Raw genomic sequence first — 14,845 nt, forward strand, 5'->3', positions numbered from 1 at the left:
TGTAAATCCATGGATGCCTGCTCTTCTACTATTATCAACCGCCGTAAGTTTTAACATAAGATTGGGTGCTTTAAGAGAATAATAAATTATTCTGCTGCGGTAATCTTATAAATCAGACCGCCATCAGTGCTTGCGATAAGCGCGCCATCCTCAGTTACAAGAATATCGCGGAAACGCTGCGCTTCATCCGTCAATAGGCGTTCTTCTCCAACAACGATGTCGTCTTCAATAACGACACGTACAATATAGTTCGGTGCTAAACCACCGATGAACAAGTTGTTCTCCCATTCAGGAATCTCGTCGTTGTCATAGAATGCCATACCACTCGGTGCACTTGTTGGATCCCAGTAATATCTCGGTTCAACAAAGCCTTGCGCCTCGTGTTCTGAAATACCATCATTGATTAATTCACCTGTGTACTCGATGCCATAAGAAACAATTGGCCATCCATAGTTATTTGCCGGTTCAATGATATTCAGTTCATCCCCAGCTTGTGGACCGAATTCCACAATCCATAAATCTCCTGTTTCAGGGTTGTAGTCAATACCTTGAATATTGCGGTGACCATAGCTGTAGATACCATCCAGTGCGTCTTCATCTTCGACAAATGGATTCGAATCCACGGGTTCTCCGTCTTGTGTAATGTGAATGACTTTACCTAAGTAAGCATCCAAGTCTTGTGCACGCTCGCGAATTGGATCATCCGAACGCTCACCAGTTGTTAAGAATAGGTTGCCAGCCTCATCAAAGATAATGCGGCCGCCATAGTGCAAGTCGCCATCATAAGCTGGAGTCGCTTGGAAGATTACTTCAAAATCTTCAAGTGAGGTTTCATCTTCTGACAAAACACCTTTACCAACAGCAGTGACAGTCCCGTCTTCAAAGTCTTGAGAAAACGTCATGAATACTGATCTTGATTCTTCAAAATCAGGGGCAACGGTTACATCAAGCAACCCGCCTTGACCTTCGCTATTTACTTCTGGTGTACCTTCGATTGGGTCTGAAACAGTGCCGTCTTCAAGGTTGACAATAAGAAGTTCTGCAGAATCTCTTTGCGTCACAAGTATGCGGTTGGTATCAAACTCTTCCATACCCCAAGACACGCCAAGGCCTTCAACCACAACTTCCTCATCAAGTTCTGTTTCAGTCTCTACTGCAGGTGCTCGTGTTTGTTCTGGAAATGCTGGTTCAAACTCAGTAACTTTTGGTTCAGTTTCTGCACTTTCATTAGCACCCTCGTCTGCACTTTCTTCTGTTGCAGCGCCCTCATCGGTGCTTTCTTCTGTTGCAGCATCTGAGTCACCCATTGACTCTTCGTTTGAAGTATCTTCATTGCCACAAGCTGCCAAACCCAATACAAAGCTTAGCATTGTGAGTGATGTTAATCTTGACCACGAAATTTTCGTCATTGTTTTTCCTCCCCATTTCTAGAATATTCAATAGAATATACATTAAATTCCAGTTCCTTGAAATCTAATGTCAAAATGGTTAAGACTTTTATATCATAATGAAACATATGAAACGCATTTGAAAATAACGTTATCATAATTATAGGGTAATTAAAAATAATACGGCTTTTTTTATGATAAAAGGAAAAAACAAGAAGTTTATAGTAAAGAGATCGCTTCAATGGCTGGAATACACGAATGCGTTTCCGCAATAGGAGGGTCGCAAATGTACTTTTTAGGAAACAATAGCAAAGGGAGAGAAGATGCGCCAGATCGGCTTCTTCTCTCCCTTCTATTTTACAACTTTGGCAACCATTAACTTGGAATAAATAAGAGTAAAAAGCAGAGTTAGGAAACCAACAAGAACGATTCCCCCACCCAAGAATAAAGATATAGCTATCCCTTCCCACTTTCCTACGTACATACCCCAATAGTAAATTCCTGCCCCTATAAGGAGAAATATAGATCCGATTAAATATCTTCTTTTCTTCAAAACACTCCAAACTATTCCGACGCAAGCAAAGACTATAACAATAATTGGGCCGTAGACAATTAAGCTATCCATCATTCCAGAACCCATCGCAACCACTTCCCCTCTTCGCTAAGTACTATTGCTGCTGTGGGCAGAAATTATTGGCTAATGATTGGCAGTATCGACACGTTCTTTAGCTTCTTATACTTATGGCAACGGATAGTATGTGAATTCATAGTTTTAATTAAGAAGGCGCTTCGCCGTTAGTTAACTGATGAAATGTGATCAAAATTCATGTCTTCACTAAAGGAACTTAAGATTGTTGCTCCCGGATTTTCTTTTGAATCAAGTTACTTAGATGAAATGCTAACAAAATAAACGCGGTGATGATCAAAGAATAACTAACTGTTTTTAAAAAGTAGTCCGGACCACTCAATACAGCTGCTGAACTCATTCCGTTCACATCAGTGGTCATTATTGTCCGATCCCCTAACCAAAACAGGAATATAAACGTGATTATGAAAGGACCAACAGCCACTTTCCATAATTTCTCTTTCATCGTAAAACTCCCATCAAGACAGACGTATATCCATATTGTACCATATTCGAATAATAGAGAAACGGATGAACAGTATCAATCAGATTAACAAAAGAAGCTGTCCCTAATTAAAATACTAGAGCAGGAGACATGTAGTTGCTCTACAAATATCAACGTAGACTATGTTGTTCTTACTAAAGACTGCTTAATACACTAAAAGAAGAGAGAGTGCTTAAAATCATTTCCTCTTCTGTCTTAATTCGATTTAAGTTTAATTCTAGTACTTCCGATAATCCGGCAATATGTCAACCATTCCTTTTAAGACTGTAGCCGATTTCTATTGTTTATCCTGTAGCTGTTCCCATTCACTTAAATACATTCTCTCTTCGATTTTTTGGGGATTTTCTAGTTTACAAATGAATTCTAAACTATTGCCGTCTGGATCATCGAAATGGATTTTGGCATGTGCAAAATCACTGTTCGGCATGACAAAAGGTTCCGTCGGTTCAAAGCCAAAAGCCTTTCTTGGTTCATATCCCCTATTCTTTAACCATTCTACAGACTTTTTCAATCCTTCGATTGATACTTCAAAAGCAATATGTCTTATGGATGGATGGTATTCTACTTCTACTTTTTCAGTATTCCAAAGACCTAACCAACTTTTTTCTTTTTCAATCCAGAGAAAAGCTAATTTGTCTTCAACTTGATGATCGAACTCTAACCCTAAGCCTTTGTAGAATTCAACTGAGCGTTTTAAGTTACTGACTGGCAAGTGGGCTTCATAAAGACCTTTAATCAAAATAAATTCCTCCCTTTCTTCTCCTTTCACTTTACCCGACTTGTTTATTCCACTCTATACAACTTTCGATTGAACAGTAGTTAGTTCTTTTATTATGATTCGGAACGTACAAAGTCATCTATTCTTTTTAAGATAAGCGCAAAAGGCTACTTTTCAAAAAAAAAAAGAAGAAGCGTATACTTCGGCTTCTTCGCTTTTGATAAAAGTGGGACTATATAAACTAAAATGTAAATCTAGAAACATAATTTGCTTTTCAAAATTTAATTGTCGCTAAAATCGCTCTCCTTCATTTTTATCTATATACCATTTTGGTTTCATTCTATCGAAGGAGTCATGATCGTCCAGAAAAGTATCTATTCTCTCAAGCATATTATTCAGGTCTTTTGGAAATGAGTTTAAGGTCCAAACAACCGTTGAAAAAACACACATAGCCATATAAAGAGCATATAGGTTCCAAAAATCTTCGTCAGGATCTATATTGTCAAAATACCCTCTTATTTGTCCTATTGAGAAAGGAATGCTTATATTCCGACTGAAAATACCTATTTTTAGAAATTCGTGAATAGGATCTCCCCAATCATATCTATCAAAGTCTATAACTCCAGCAAAAACTCTATCTTTCACAATAAGATTTCCGAGATGAAAATCATCGTGCTGAAAAAGATTTGGACGCTCCTTCATAAGATAGCTATTATCATTAATAAATCGAATTATTTTCTCATCATTTTTAATTTTAATACCTGAAGATAAGTAAGCCTCTACATACTTCTCATGCTTTTCAAACTTTCTGGAATACCAAGAGGGAATATAATCTGGAGCTTTATAGTGATGCATTTTTTTTAGTTCTTTTCCTGCCTCACAACCAAGGTTGTACTGCTCTTGATCGGTATAGCTTGAGACTTCATCTCCTGCGTCGTTACCTTCAATATAGGAAGTAACCATATATCCCTTTTCTTCTATTTCACCAATAGCTATTGGCTTGCAGCAATTGACTTTACGGTCTTGCATTCTTTTCAAAATTGAGTACTCAATTTTCTTTGATTCAAGTTGTTCCAAGGCAAATAGTCGAAGAAAGAGCTTATCATTGCCGTTTGACATGTAAACTAAGAATTTTTGATCTGTTGAAAACCCTTTATTAATTTGAGAAATTTTTCGATAGTTTTTGATACATGGGATTTTTTTAGCCAAGCTTTCAATCATACTCCAGCCTCCTTTCCAATATTTTCTATAGCATATTTTAAATACTGATTTTCCTATAACTCATCCATAAAACGTTACACTTCTTTCAAAACATTGCTAAAGCCCAATTCATAGAAAAAACTCAAACTTGAGCTTAATTTCTCCATTAAAACCATATATGTAAGTCAGTATTTTTAACGACTAACTAAATATAGCTCATATTGATAGTTCCTTTGAAGTTAGTATATGTTACTTTTCCAAAAGCTCCATTCACTATAATGTTTTGCGGAGGTGCATGGCCAATATCCACATCATAGAGGACAGAGATATGTTGATCCGCAAATATGTCATTCAACGCATCAATTAGTTGAAAATCTTGATTGGCCGAGTAACGAGAAGGTCTTCCGATTAAAATTCCATTTACATGCTTGAACCAACCGGCTTGTTTCATTTGCCATAAACTCCGGTAGATATTAATCGCATCCAAGCCCACGCTTTCTAAATACCATATAACCCCTTCTTCAGCGGCATACTTTGAAACATAGTCGTTTACCTGATCGAAAGGAGTACCGATAATTGTGCGCAGCGTGCTAATGCAGCCTCCAAGGAACCTTCCTGAAAATTCTACTTGCGAATCTCCACTCAAACTTTTCCATTCTGTCTCCGAATCAAAATAAAAGCCGGTTGCTGGATTTCTATACACCTTCTCCCAGTTGGACTGATAGTGATCAGACGAGTATTGAGTGACTTCTCCATTCTCCGGGCAACTTAACACATCTGTCCATCTGGAGGTTAATGAATCCCATTGAGGTGCCGATAATTCTGCAAAGTTCGTCCCATGAGCAGAAGCGTTGCCGGTTATCGTTGAATAGGCAAAAAGGAAAGTACTGATATCGGAGTAGCCCAGTATCCACTTCGGCGGAACGGCTTTTAGCTTCTCCCAGTCCATTAACGGAAGGATCTCCATGGCGAAACTGCCTCCCCAGGGCGGAATAATGGCTCGGATATGTTCATCTAACAAAAAAGACATTAATTCTTCTGCTCGTTTTTCTTTTGGTGCACTTCTTCCTTTTTGTTGCGTCCAAGCCGTTTCGCCCATCACTACTTTGTAACCCTGTGCTTCTACATTTTCTTTCGCTTTAGACAATAGAATATGCAGAGATTCTTCTGCACCACTAGAAGGAGCTGTTACACCGATTGTATCTCCTCTTTTTAGTGGTTTAGGATAAGTCACTTTCATATCAAACACCCCTTCTAAAAATTGGTTATAAAGTCAAAACTAATTTCCTTTACGTCCAAGTTTCATCTAACTTATCTGAATAAAATTCTATAGCTCTTTTATACGATTGAATGTCTTCATCACCTGTAGTCTTCACTAAACATTGCAAAAGAATTTCCATCGCTTCTTGATGCTCCTTTAGATTATAAAGAGTCATAGCAAGGAATGTTTTCATTGCATTGTTAGTCGGGCATAGTTCTACTCCTTTTAGAAAGGTCTCTTTTGATTCATGGTATCTCCCTAATGTTCTATATGTACTCCCTAAACCTAATAGCGCCCCTTCTAATTCTTTTCCTTCTAATCCAAGACTAATCGCTTTTTCATAAAAGGGAACGGCTTTTTCTTCTTCACCTAATAAATCGAAACTCCAGGCACATTGGTAATTTATTAGTGGTTGCTCCGGGTAACTTTCTACTAATTCCATCATCGATTTATTCGACTCTTTTTCTTTTCCGATTTCTCTTAGCTTAATTGCTTCGGCTAATAATGCATTCATCGTTACATCCCCTATGCTTTCTTATTTTTGAGATATCTAGATTAGAAACCGTCTTTTATCACGTCTAACTTTTTTTCAAATCACTCTAAATTAGTAAAAATACTCCTATAACTATTTATTAATCTATTAGTGTCGAAAATAGCAAAAGGTTAGAAGAAAGTAGAAGCGTTTACGAATGAATCAGCATGCTTTATACTTTCTTTTAAATAACTAGGTGCATGAGGATGGAATAGTATTTCTGAAGTAGTTAACCACAATACTCTTTCTACCTCATTAGAAGCTATAGGATATGCTTCTCCGGAGGCATGTTCGCAAAGAAAGACGATGTTTATTACATTCATCCCCTTGCCAGTCACAAAGGACGTACTATGTAGATAATTTAGCTTTTCCTTTACCCTCACTCCAACCTCTTCCAGGATTTCGCGCTTTACTGTTCTTTCCAGTATGTTCGAAGAGTTTCCTTCTTGATCGACTTTGCCACCAACGAGAGAAAGCATACCACCGGCATGTTCCTCTTCTTTGCTTCTCTCAATAATTAGCCACTTATCATTTTTCCGAACTGCCCCTTCTACGTTCACGATAAACATGTATAACCCTCCAGTAAGTTAATTTCTTATTTAAGTTAATCCCTCAATCACCAAATTACCCGAAATTTTAATGCACTGTTTTTAGCATCTGAGTACAAATTATTTATCGAGTTTATTTATCCTTACTTCTTGCTGAGAGACTGGACTTTGATCATTTCTTCTAATAGTGTTTCTATAATAGAACGATCACTTACCTGCGAAAGGATCCATTCATACTCTTTTGCTAGTAATTGACGGATTTTTGAAGAGGCGATTGCATGATTCCTCGGAGTTATTTGTTCATAAATAGCTTCTACTTCATTAAAGATCTGTTCCGGCAATGATTGATGAAGCGTCTTTAACCCTAATTGCGCTCTCTCTGGACAATACTTATACAGAAGCACTCTGGCCAAATGTTCCATCACATTAGTTAACATTCTAACGGCCCAAATGTCGTTCCCCCGTTCGATCGCTTTTTTATACTGGAATAAGAACCAGGCGATATCCGTAGCACTATCGCTGAATTCGCTTTCACTGACTTCCAGACTCTGTGATTCATTAAATTGCTCTAATAAGTTGTTAGGGTCATGCAAGACTTTAAAGTAATCTTTTTCAGTGAAGTTTTGTTCCGTAACAGTAATCAAATCAAGGTGCAGCAAGTTATCAAATACCACTATTACTTGAGGAGCGATGATATAGATATCATCGTGAAAAATAATTTCCCGATAAGCTTTGATATGCTCTAATCTTTTCTTCAAAAAAAGCTCTTCATCTTCCTTTTCAATTAAGCAATAAAGATCAATATCAGAATACTCATCGTGCTCATCTCTTCCCATCGAGCCTTTTAAGAAAATAGCTTTTACCAAATCATCCTTTTTTAAGCTCGCACATATTTTTTTCACTGCCAATTCTTGTTGTGACAATTCCATTCCCCCCAAACGTTTCTGTTTTTAAGCATTACAACAATATACCATATTCATCCTTTTTTCATACAGCTATAAATATAAGAAACAGTATCATAGATACTTAAGAGATCCGTTTGTAAAAGGATGGTCTCCACATAAAAAGAGAGAAAACAAGCTTTAATCAGCTTGTTTCCTCCCTTTCTATTTTGCTTCCGATAAGGGATCATATGTAAACTTTATCTTTTTTTAATAAGAGGTTACAAAAACCGGATAGGTCTTTCTCCATTATTCTTCTTTTTTGTTCCAATCCTTTACCAAAAAAAACATAATTATTAAGCTGTAAAATAACACAATCCATGAAGTCCATCTTATTTCAAAACCTGACTTCATTTGATGAAAGATACTCACTATGGCGTATATAAAAGCAAGAATTGAGAGCACTAAAAGAAAAATCTCACTTTTTCGTTCAGATAATCTCATATTATTTGGATGATTACAGTATTCATAAGCATCCTTCCACCTCCAATTAGATGCTGTTGCTGAAATTGTCTTATATACAGTGATCATTTCGCTGCAAATGCTAAGCTGGTTAATAACAGCTTCAATAATTCAAACCCAGATTTATTATCTTTTTTCTTTCAATAACGATTGATAGGTAAACCACAATCCTTTTAAAAAGCGAGTTTTCAAACTTACTGTCATTGCATTTTGAATGTATCTTATTTTCGTTCAAAATCAGTTTCGATGAATTTTCTAAACAAGCGCATGAAACCGGGAGATTGAATGTAACTTAATTAGGATTAAGTTACATTCAAAATTCTATATATGGTTCGTCAAAATTCCTCTTTTTTGAAAAAATGAAACTTAATTGGAAATCAGACAGTATACTAATAATATCAGTCTTAAAAAGTTTAAAGGAGGCGATGAACATGAAATTTTTTTACTGGAATCTGTCGGATAGGGAGAAATTTATTCGGTCACTTTGGACAGGTGTATTGGCATTAGGATTTTTATATTTTGCTGCTTACATGTATGAAGGTGGTTCATTCATTAAACTTTATTTGCCGATAATTGTAACTATAGGCATATTGATTTCACTAATTTATAAGTATCGAAAATACAAAAAAGCAGTAACCTAAAATCATATAAATCTCCTTAACGCTGAATGTGAGTGTAACTTAATTGCTAATAAGTTACATTCAAACTCCTAATATAAATTTAGACAAATCACTTTTGTTGAACATCTCTTTGTATAAATGAAACCCTTGGAGGTTCTGTCGACACCACATCGATTGTATGATTCAAAGCATTTATCCCGTAGTGGTTGTATGGCCCAGGATGTTCTTCATCAGCTGTGGTGCCGATCTCAATAAAGTCTAGGTATCGGGATTTTGAATAAAGTGAAAAACCCCGCCCTTCATAATCCTCGTACTTGTCCAAAGCAGTGAAACTCTCGTTTAGAACCGAATAAGCAATGTAAAAGTCAAACTCAAGTCGAAGAATGGGAAGGGTTTCATCCACATCGAAGGCTTCGTGAGACGAAAAATTATCATTTTCACTAATTGGAGTTTCAGGTGTTTTACAACGGTCAATATCGACGATTAAGGCGTTGTCTTCAGGTTCCAACAATGAATTCAAATAAAGATAACCTGGGTATTGAAGCAGTTCAGCATAATTCATGAAACTCTCCTTCCTAGTCTATCGGCTTTTGAATGTAACTTAATTCACAATAAGTTACATTCAGATCTACGTCACAAATGATATAAACTGTCCTGCGTAAAAATTTGCAATGGCACTTTAAGATATTTCACGTTTTTTCTTTAATTTGCTCATAAGTAGTTTAATCAACCAATAAAATACTATTACGTTAACCAAAAAACCAAGCCCTTTAAAATTGAAACCGTTATTAGGATATAATGCTAACCAATCAACCGGAAAACCTCTATATTCCACACCGGAAGTTATTGTTTTCATATCGAAAACAAAAGGAATGCACACGACTAAAATAATACTTATAAGAATAGCAATTAGATTAAATTTTCTTGTTTTTTTTCGGCCATACATATTTTCCTCATATTTCATCTCTTCCCCACCTTTATCTATCATTTTTTGAATGTAACTTATCTGCACATAAGTTACATTCAACTCCTAGTTCTTGCCCTAAACTTAAACATTTATGCTGTCAGAGCTTTTTCGATTCATTAAGGTCGCTTTGTTGCTTATAGAACCAGTTTTATATCCTTTAAGGCAAAAAAGAAGTTCTTTTTGCCTTGGCTCCTTATGAATAAATAAAACCCTAGTAAGGATATGAGTATTCCGCCAATAAGCATAAATAATTTAAATACCCAAAAGTTCACACTGGCTGGCAAGGGAAGAAATTCTCTAAAAACTGGATACTTGTCTGTATTAAGTACTACATCTTTTTTGAATTGAAAGAGAGCTATATAAGTAGGAAATAATCCTATAAGAATTATAATTATCGCACTTCCAGCTTCTGAGTTCATCACTATCCCCCCCCTTATTTCTACTCATACTGACCATTACCAACAATTCTTTATCAACTCTTCAATTACTTTATTAGTTTTCTTTATTTATATACTCCTCAAATTAATAAAGTATGAAGCTCATCTTTGTACTTCTTCCGTTCCAATAAAACGTGAAATTCTATTTTTATTCCTTATTGCGTAAATACTAATTGCATCTAAAACATTAGAATTATTATAAAGGTGCCCAAGCAAGATAAATAATAAATAACATTAACAGACCGATCATAAATGTTAGAAGCTTAAATACATACATATATAAATACTTTGGCAATAAATTTCGGCAAACTTTTAATAGAATACTAAAGACAAAAGAGAGCAAAGCAAAAATTTCCATATCTAAAGAAAGAATTTCTAAATGATCTACATCGTCTTCGTTATATCTTTTAAAGGTAACAACGAAACAAAATAAGGCAACGTACCCGAAAATTAGTGTAAAAATTATGGGCCCTAAAATATCAATAATAAGAATCCTCTCCTTTCTAGCTTCACCATATATACAAGCCAGCCACTTACAGACCATCGTAATCTACTCGTTACATGAATTACTCTTTTTATCTTTTTTACATAGATTTCTTCGCACAAGTCCAGATTGATCTTTTCTTTTAAACTATTCAATTATCTCACTTCATTTCCTTAATGTTATAATCTGCCTCTTTATGTTTTTAAATAATTATATGTCATCTATAACTTTTGAGTGGTTTAAATTCGTCTTTAATCTGATTTTTCTGTTTCCATTTAAATATTGATATTGTATTTATCGGACCATGTAATGGTAAAAAATGAACACTTTATTTTCTTCTTAAGAAGCGTTCGTAAAAGTACACCTTTACGAACGCTTCAAAACAGAAAAAAAATAATCAAAAATAACGTTCGGAAATGTGTCTAAACACTTTGCGAACGTTCGGAAAATCGCAATCACCTTTGCGAACATTTTTCAAGCTTAATTAGAAAAATCGTTTAAGAGGTGATTAAGGAGATATATTTTAGATACACTCGCTGGATCGTCACATAGAATTTGTATTGGCAATTAAGCAACGTCAAACTCATTAGGTGATAAGCTTCCGTTCTTTTCTGTTCGCTTTGACTAAGTTTACAATCTGCAAACCATCACTCGGCAGACCGCCTAAAAAGCGCGGATAGGTAATGGGAATCAACGACATGATAAAGAGAAAAAAGTTGGCTCCTGCACTATTGATGATGATGTTTCCCGCCACTCCGGAAACAAAATGAGAAGCACTGAATAATGACACAAAACCGAAAAATGACGCGATGGGCCCACCGAGGTAGAAGAAGATTTTTTGCCTATATGTAAACGGTGGTGAATTTTTCGGGATGACATACTCGCAGAATCCCGATATGGCGACGGTCAAATAACAGGTAATTCTCCCAAAAGACAACTTTAGCTTGTTCGCTTTGCTGCATGAACCTAGAAACACTTCGGCTGTGGATTTTTTGCTCGCCATGACTGTAGCAACCGCATGGCCCAGTTCATGTATAAATAGCGAATATGAAATAATAAGTAAAACTATAAATACTTCAAGCAACATCAACTTACATCCCCCATTTCTTTGTTTATATTTTTAAAGCATCTTTTCCCGATCTGGCTCTTTCAAAAAAACGTCTTCTCCGACATCAAATCCCTCAGGCCGCCAATGGCTTTCAGGCAATTGGCTTTCCTCAAATAATATGCGGAGATGAGTGATTGCTTCAGCCCAAGTCGAAAATACTTGGAAAGCATAGGGCGGGTCTCCCCAGCCATCATTCCAAACCGTCCATTCGCCGCTTTGAAGCTGCGTGGCATGATAAAATGCATCACCATCCATTTGAAAAATGCCAAATGTGTTTTCGGAAGCAAGCTTCCAATTTGTATAGCCCAGTTCATTGGAAAAGCGGTCATATTTTTCGAAAACCCACTTATGTAAAGACTTCCACAACCGGCACATCCCACCACTCCCTGACTCTACCGAATACATAATGTTTCCAATGCTTACCGAAATTTAAGACAGCCTTTTAGACAAAATCAAAATAGCCCCGAATGAACTTGCCCGCTCCTCTCACTGCCATAAACAGGATTCTAAAGGGGAGAAGTAGCAGTTCAGGAACCGCATATACCACCACATCAAAAAAATCGCTTTTATTCGTATTCTTCTTTTTAGGCTTGTTCATTCGAGTAGTCCCCTTTCCATTTCCACTTACCTTTTTATTTATTTAAAAAAGACTTTGCCATATAGTAGGCGCTGGCTGTAAACAACTGCGTTTCGATAGCCCGATTCAGTATCAAATCGTCAAACTCTTCGAAATCGATTAGTTTAACATCGATCCCTTCTGTATCATCTAATTGCTGATCGCTCATTTTGAATGCATCGGTGATTAGGTATGTAGAAATTTTATTGTTTTGAACGGCTGGATTCACCATATATTCTCCTAGCAATATCGGTTTTTCGTTTGAAGTGAATCCCGTCTCCTCCCGAATTTCTCTTAGAATTCCGTCCTCACGGGATTCGTTTTCTTCAAGCTTTCCAGCAGGAATTTCTAGATAAAAACCTCTTGTCCCATGCCTGTATTGCTCTACAAGTACGAGTTGCTTTCTCTCTGTAAGAACTATGGCATTCACCCAATCGGAATACTCATTTACGTAAAAGTTATCAATAATAATTCCGTTTGGAAGCCTACATTGCTCTTTCCTCGAATTTCCGAATGGATTTTTATACAAATATTCTGTAGAGAGCGTTTCCCATGCTTTCATCTTTGAACCCCCCGCTCATTTTGGTTGCAATACTTGTAATGTTCTTGGAGTTTTTGCTGCCAGCGAAACTCTTCAGGCCATATAAATAATAATTTTTAGTTCTTAGTTCCAAACGAACACATACCTATCCGTATTCCATTTTGAGATTTGTGGATTATCTTTTTCATAAGATCCGAACTCTTTCACATACTTATTTTACCATTTTATATTTTTAAATACATTACTAAAATCACAATTATTAAACTACTCATCTTGCTATTTGCTTTATAGAGCAAAAAAAAGAAGCAAATTAACATCTGCTTCTTTTACGCTTCATTTATATATTTTTTAGTTTGCTTTTAAACTTAATTAAGTTAGTAAACACAAGCCTAGTCACTGCGTTAATTGGATTCCACGTTCTGTTTATGGTGCGAAAAGAGTACGGAATGTAGCATTCGCAAAATTCGATAAAGAGACTGCTGATAAAGCGGTCTTTTCATATGAACTAAAACCTTGTTAATTTAAGGTGTACTCTAAAATAATGTGGAGATAAATGGAATAATGACAGCTAAAAGAAGAACTAAAGAATTTCCAACTAAGCCCAATACTCTGAGCGCTCTGTTGTTGGCAAAGAGTGCTGCCACGATTCCGATAAGCGGCAGAGCAACAGCTGCAATCATAGCTGAATTAGAGAATAGATTTTCATTAAAGAACCAGGCCACATAGACAGCCAAAGAAATCAAAAATGCTGCGACCGAGATTGTTCCAGAATTCACCATTTCCATCTCCTCTCATTAGAAATAATTTATCTGTTTTTCATAAAGTAAAGAACATGGAAATAACTCATGACTGGCACAATAACCAGCATCACCGGCCCTAAAGTGAATATGTTTTCATTAGGGACAAATAAATATATTAGGATGATACAGACCAATATATACATAATCAACTTATCCCAATAGCTGTATCCCCGCGTATTAATAGAAAGAAAATCCACTAGATACGAAACTGGAATGCCCAGAACGATGTAGACCGGTAAAGAATACAAGCCCACTACAAGCAAACTTAACCAAATCGGACCGCTATAGTCCACTCCCTCTCCCGTATAAGGAGCAAGCCCTCCGCTTAAATATTCAATGGTCAGATTAATCAGCAGCATGATTGGAATCGCAAGCAACACACTGACAAATCTTATTGTAAAATCTTTCATCACATCACGCCTTGCTGTATTGATTTTTGTGGCACTTTGAGCCGATTAAAGAAACGGAGTCTTCAGTTCTAACTATGTGCACTCGCAGAATCGAATTCACTTTTTAAAATGGAAAAGATTTTGGTGTCCCTAAATTCTCCTTTAATGCGTTCACTCTCTCTCAAAACGCCTTCAAAGGTCATGCCGGCTTTTAGCATGACTTTTTCAGACCCGATATTGTCTAAATCGCACCCGCCTTCGATCCGGTTCAACTGAAGCACGCCAAAACCGTAATTCAGTATCTCCTGTAACGCTTCTGTGGCGACCCCCGCTCCCCAAAATTTGCGATTTAGCACGTAGCCTATTTCTGCTTTTTGATGTTCATTCGACCACGCAACCAGCGAACGGATTCCGATAACTTTCTCGCTTTCTTTATAGACAATCGCCCATACACCGCTTTGGCCATCTTTATATCCGTCCACAGTCGGCTGCAGGAAGTTGGACAAAGTTTCTTCTTTTGAATCATTCTTCTCCCAGGTCATGCGTTGCGCTACTTCGAAATCGGACGAGAATTCAAATACATCATCCAAATCGTGTCGTGTCACTTTTCTTAGTTGCAGACGTTCCGTTTCAAATGTCGGCATATCTTTTAAGTGGTTTTCAATTTTCATGGTGGACCTCCTTTCAAGCAAATGAGATTTTT

The 14,845-nt window shown here is 36.6% G+C and carries 20 protein-coding genes; 1 reads left to right on the plus strand and 19 read right to left on the minus strand.

The features are described 5' to 3' along the window. Nucleotides 1-86: 86 nt before the first annotated feature. The 9 genes from AB9R92_RS04225 to AB9R92_RS04265 all read right to left on the minus strand — a co-directional run bounded on the left by AB9R92_RS04225 (nt 87) and on the right by AB9R92_RS04265 (nt 7,700). A complete protein-coding gene (locus AB9R92_RS04225) occupies nt 87-1,409 on the minus strand; it encodes a PQQ-dependent sugar dehydrogenase (protein WP_370668261.1) in 1,323 nt (440 codons plus the stop codon). Nucleotides 1,410-1,740: 331 nt separating this feature from the next. Continuing rightward, nucleotides 1,741-2,028 (minus strand): hypothetical protein, encoded by a 288-nt coding sequence (locus tag AB9R92_RS04230; RefSeq protein WP_370668262.1) that lies wholly within the window; start codon nt 2,026-2,028, stop codon nt 1,741-1,743. A gap of 205 nt (nt 2,029-2,233) precedes the next feature. After that, nucleotides 2,234-2,479 carry a hypothetical protein gene (locus AB9R92_RS04235; protein ID WP_370668263.1) on the minus strand — a complete coding sequence of 82 codons (246 nt, stop codon included), beginning with the start codon at nt 2,477-2,479 and terminating at the stop codon, nt 2,234-2,236. Between the two features lie 316 nt (nt 2,480-2,795). Then, nucleotides 2,796-3,257: a VOC family protein gene (locus AB9R92_RS04240; protein ID WP_370668264.1), complete on the minus strand. Its 462-nt coding sequence runs from the start codon at nt 3,255-3,257 to the stop codon at nt 2,796-2,798. Nucleotides 3,258-3,527: 270 nt separating this feature from the next. Next, a complete protein-coding gene (locus AB9R92_RS04245; protein WP_370668265.1) occupies nt 3,528-4,457 on the minus strand; it encodes an aminoglycoside phosphotransferase family protein in 930 nt (309 codons plus the stop codon). A 184-nt stretch (nt 4,458-4,641) separates the two neighbouring features. After that, nucleotides 4,642-5,676: a S66 family peptidase gene (locus AB9R92_RS04250; RefSeq protein ID WP_370668266.1), complete on the minus strand. Its 1,035-nt coding sequence runs from the start codon at nt 5,674-5,676 to the stop codon at nt 4,642-4,644. A gap of 49 nt (nt 5,677-5,725) precedes the next feature. After that, nucleotides 5,726-6,211: a tetratricopeptide repeat protein gene (locus AB9R92_RS04255; RefSeq protein WP_370668267.1), complete on the minus strand. Its 486-nt coding sequence runs from the start codon at nt 6,209-6,211 to the stop codon at nt 5,726-5,728. A gap of 149 nt (nt 6,212-6,360) precedes the next feature. Further along, entirely contained in the window at nt 6,361-6,798 is a 438-nt protein-coding gene (locus AB9R92_RS04260) for an NUDIX hydrolase (RefSeq protein ID WP_370668268.1), read from the minus strand. Between the two features lie 122 nt (nt 6,799-6,920). After that, complete coding sequence (locus AB9R92_RS04265; protein ID WP_370668269.1) at nt 6,921-7,700, minus strand: nucleotidyltransferase domain-containing protein; 780 nt, start codon at nt 7,698-7,700, stop codon at nt 6,921-6,923. 911 nt (nt 7,701-8,611) lie between these two features. Between AB9R92_RS04265 and AB9R92_RS04270 the strand changes: the two genes are divergently transcribed. Then, nucleotides 8,612-8,821: a hypothetical protein gene (locus AB9R92_RS04270; RefSeq protein ID WP_370668270.1), complete on the plus strand. Its 210-nt coding sequence runs from the start codon at nt 8,612-8,614 to the stop codon at nt 8,819-8,821. A gap of 88 nt (nt 8,822-8,909) precedes the next feature. Here the strand turns inward: AB9R92_RS04270 and AB9R92_RS04275 are convergent, their stop codons facing one another. From AB9R92_RS04275 to AB9R92_RS04320, 10 genes are all read right to left on the minus strand, one after another. Further along, nucleotides 8,910-9,362 carry a hypothetical protein gene (locus AB9R92_RS04275; RefSeq protein WP_370668271.1) on the minus strand — a complete coding sequence of 151 codons (453 nt, stop codon included), beginning with the start codon at nt 9,360-9,362 and terminating at the stop codon, nt 8,910-8,912. A gap of 117 nt (nt 9,363-9,479) precedes the next feature. Beyond that, on the minus strand, nt 9,480-9,764 hold the full coding sequence (locus tag AB9R92_RS04280) for a hypothetical protein (protein ID WP_370668272.1): 285 nt from the start codon (nt 9,762-9,764) through the stop codon (nt 9,480-9,482). Between the two features lie 137 nt (nt 9,765-9,901). Continuing rightward, the gene (locus tag AB9R92_RS04285) at nt 9,902-10,186 is read right to left on the minus strand and encodes a hypothetical protein (RefSeq protein WP_370668273.1); all 285 of its coding nucleotides are present in this window, start codon (nt 10,184-10,186) and stop codon (nt 9,902-9,904) included. A gap of 1,088 nt (nt 10,187-11,274) precedes the next feature. Then, on the minus strand, nt 11,275-11,775 hold the full coding sequence (locus AB9R92_RS04290; RefSeq protein ID WP_370668274.1) for a hypothetical protein: 501 nt from the start codon (nt 11,773-11,775) through the stop codon (nt 11,275-11,277). A gap of 33 nt (nt 11,776-11,808) precedes the next feature. After that, a complete protein-coding gene (locus tag AB9R92_RS04295) occupies nt 11,809-12,201 on the minus strand; it encodes a hypothetical protein (protein WP_370668275.1) in 393 nt (130 codons plus the stop codon). 37 nt (nt 12,202-12,238) lie between these two features. Beyond that, nucleotides 12,239-12,394: a hypothetical protein gene (locus tag AB9R92_RS04300; protein WP_370668276.1), complete on the minus strand. Its 156-nt coding sequence runs from the start codon at nt 12,392-12,394 to the stop codon at nt 12,239-12,241. 34 nt (nt 12,395-12,428) lie between these two features. Further along, a complete protein-coding gene (locus AB9R92_RS04305; RefSeq protein ID WP_370668277.1) occupies nt 12,429-12,974 on the minus strand; it encodes an NUDIX hydrolase in 546 nt (181 codons plus the stop codon). Between the two features lie 512 nt (nt 12,975-13,486). Then, nucleotides 13,487-13,732, minus strand: coding sequence for a hypothetical protein (locus AB9R92_RS04310; protein ID WP_370668278.1), 246 nt, complete (start codon nt 13,730-13,732; stop codon nt 13,487-13,489). Nucleotides 13,733-13,758: 26 nt separating this feature from the next. Then, a complete protein-coding gene (locus AB9R92_RS04315) occupies nt 13,759-14,163 on the minus strand; it encodes a hypothetical protein (RefSeq protein ID WP_370668279.1) in 405 nt (134 codons plus the stop codon). Nucleotides 14,164-14,231: 68 nt separating this feature from the next. Beyond that, a complete protein-coding gene (locus AB9R92_RS04320; RefSeq protein WP_370668280.1) occupies nt 14,232-14,813 on the minus strand; it encodes a GNAT family N-acetyltransferase in 582 nt (193 codons plus the stop codon). Nucleotides 14,814-14,845 lie beyond the last annotated feature (32 nt).

Source organism: Planococcus sp. SSTMD024 (assembly GCF_041320495.1).
Lineage (GTDB): Bacteria > Bacillota > Bacilli > Bacillales_A > Planococcaceae > Planococcus.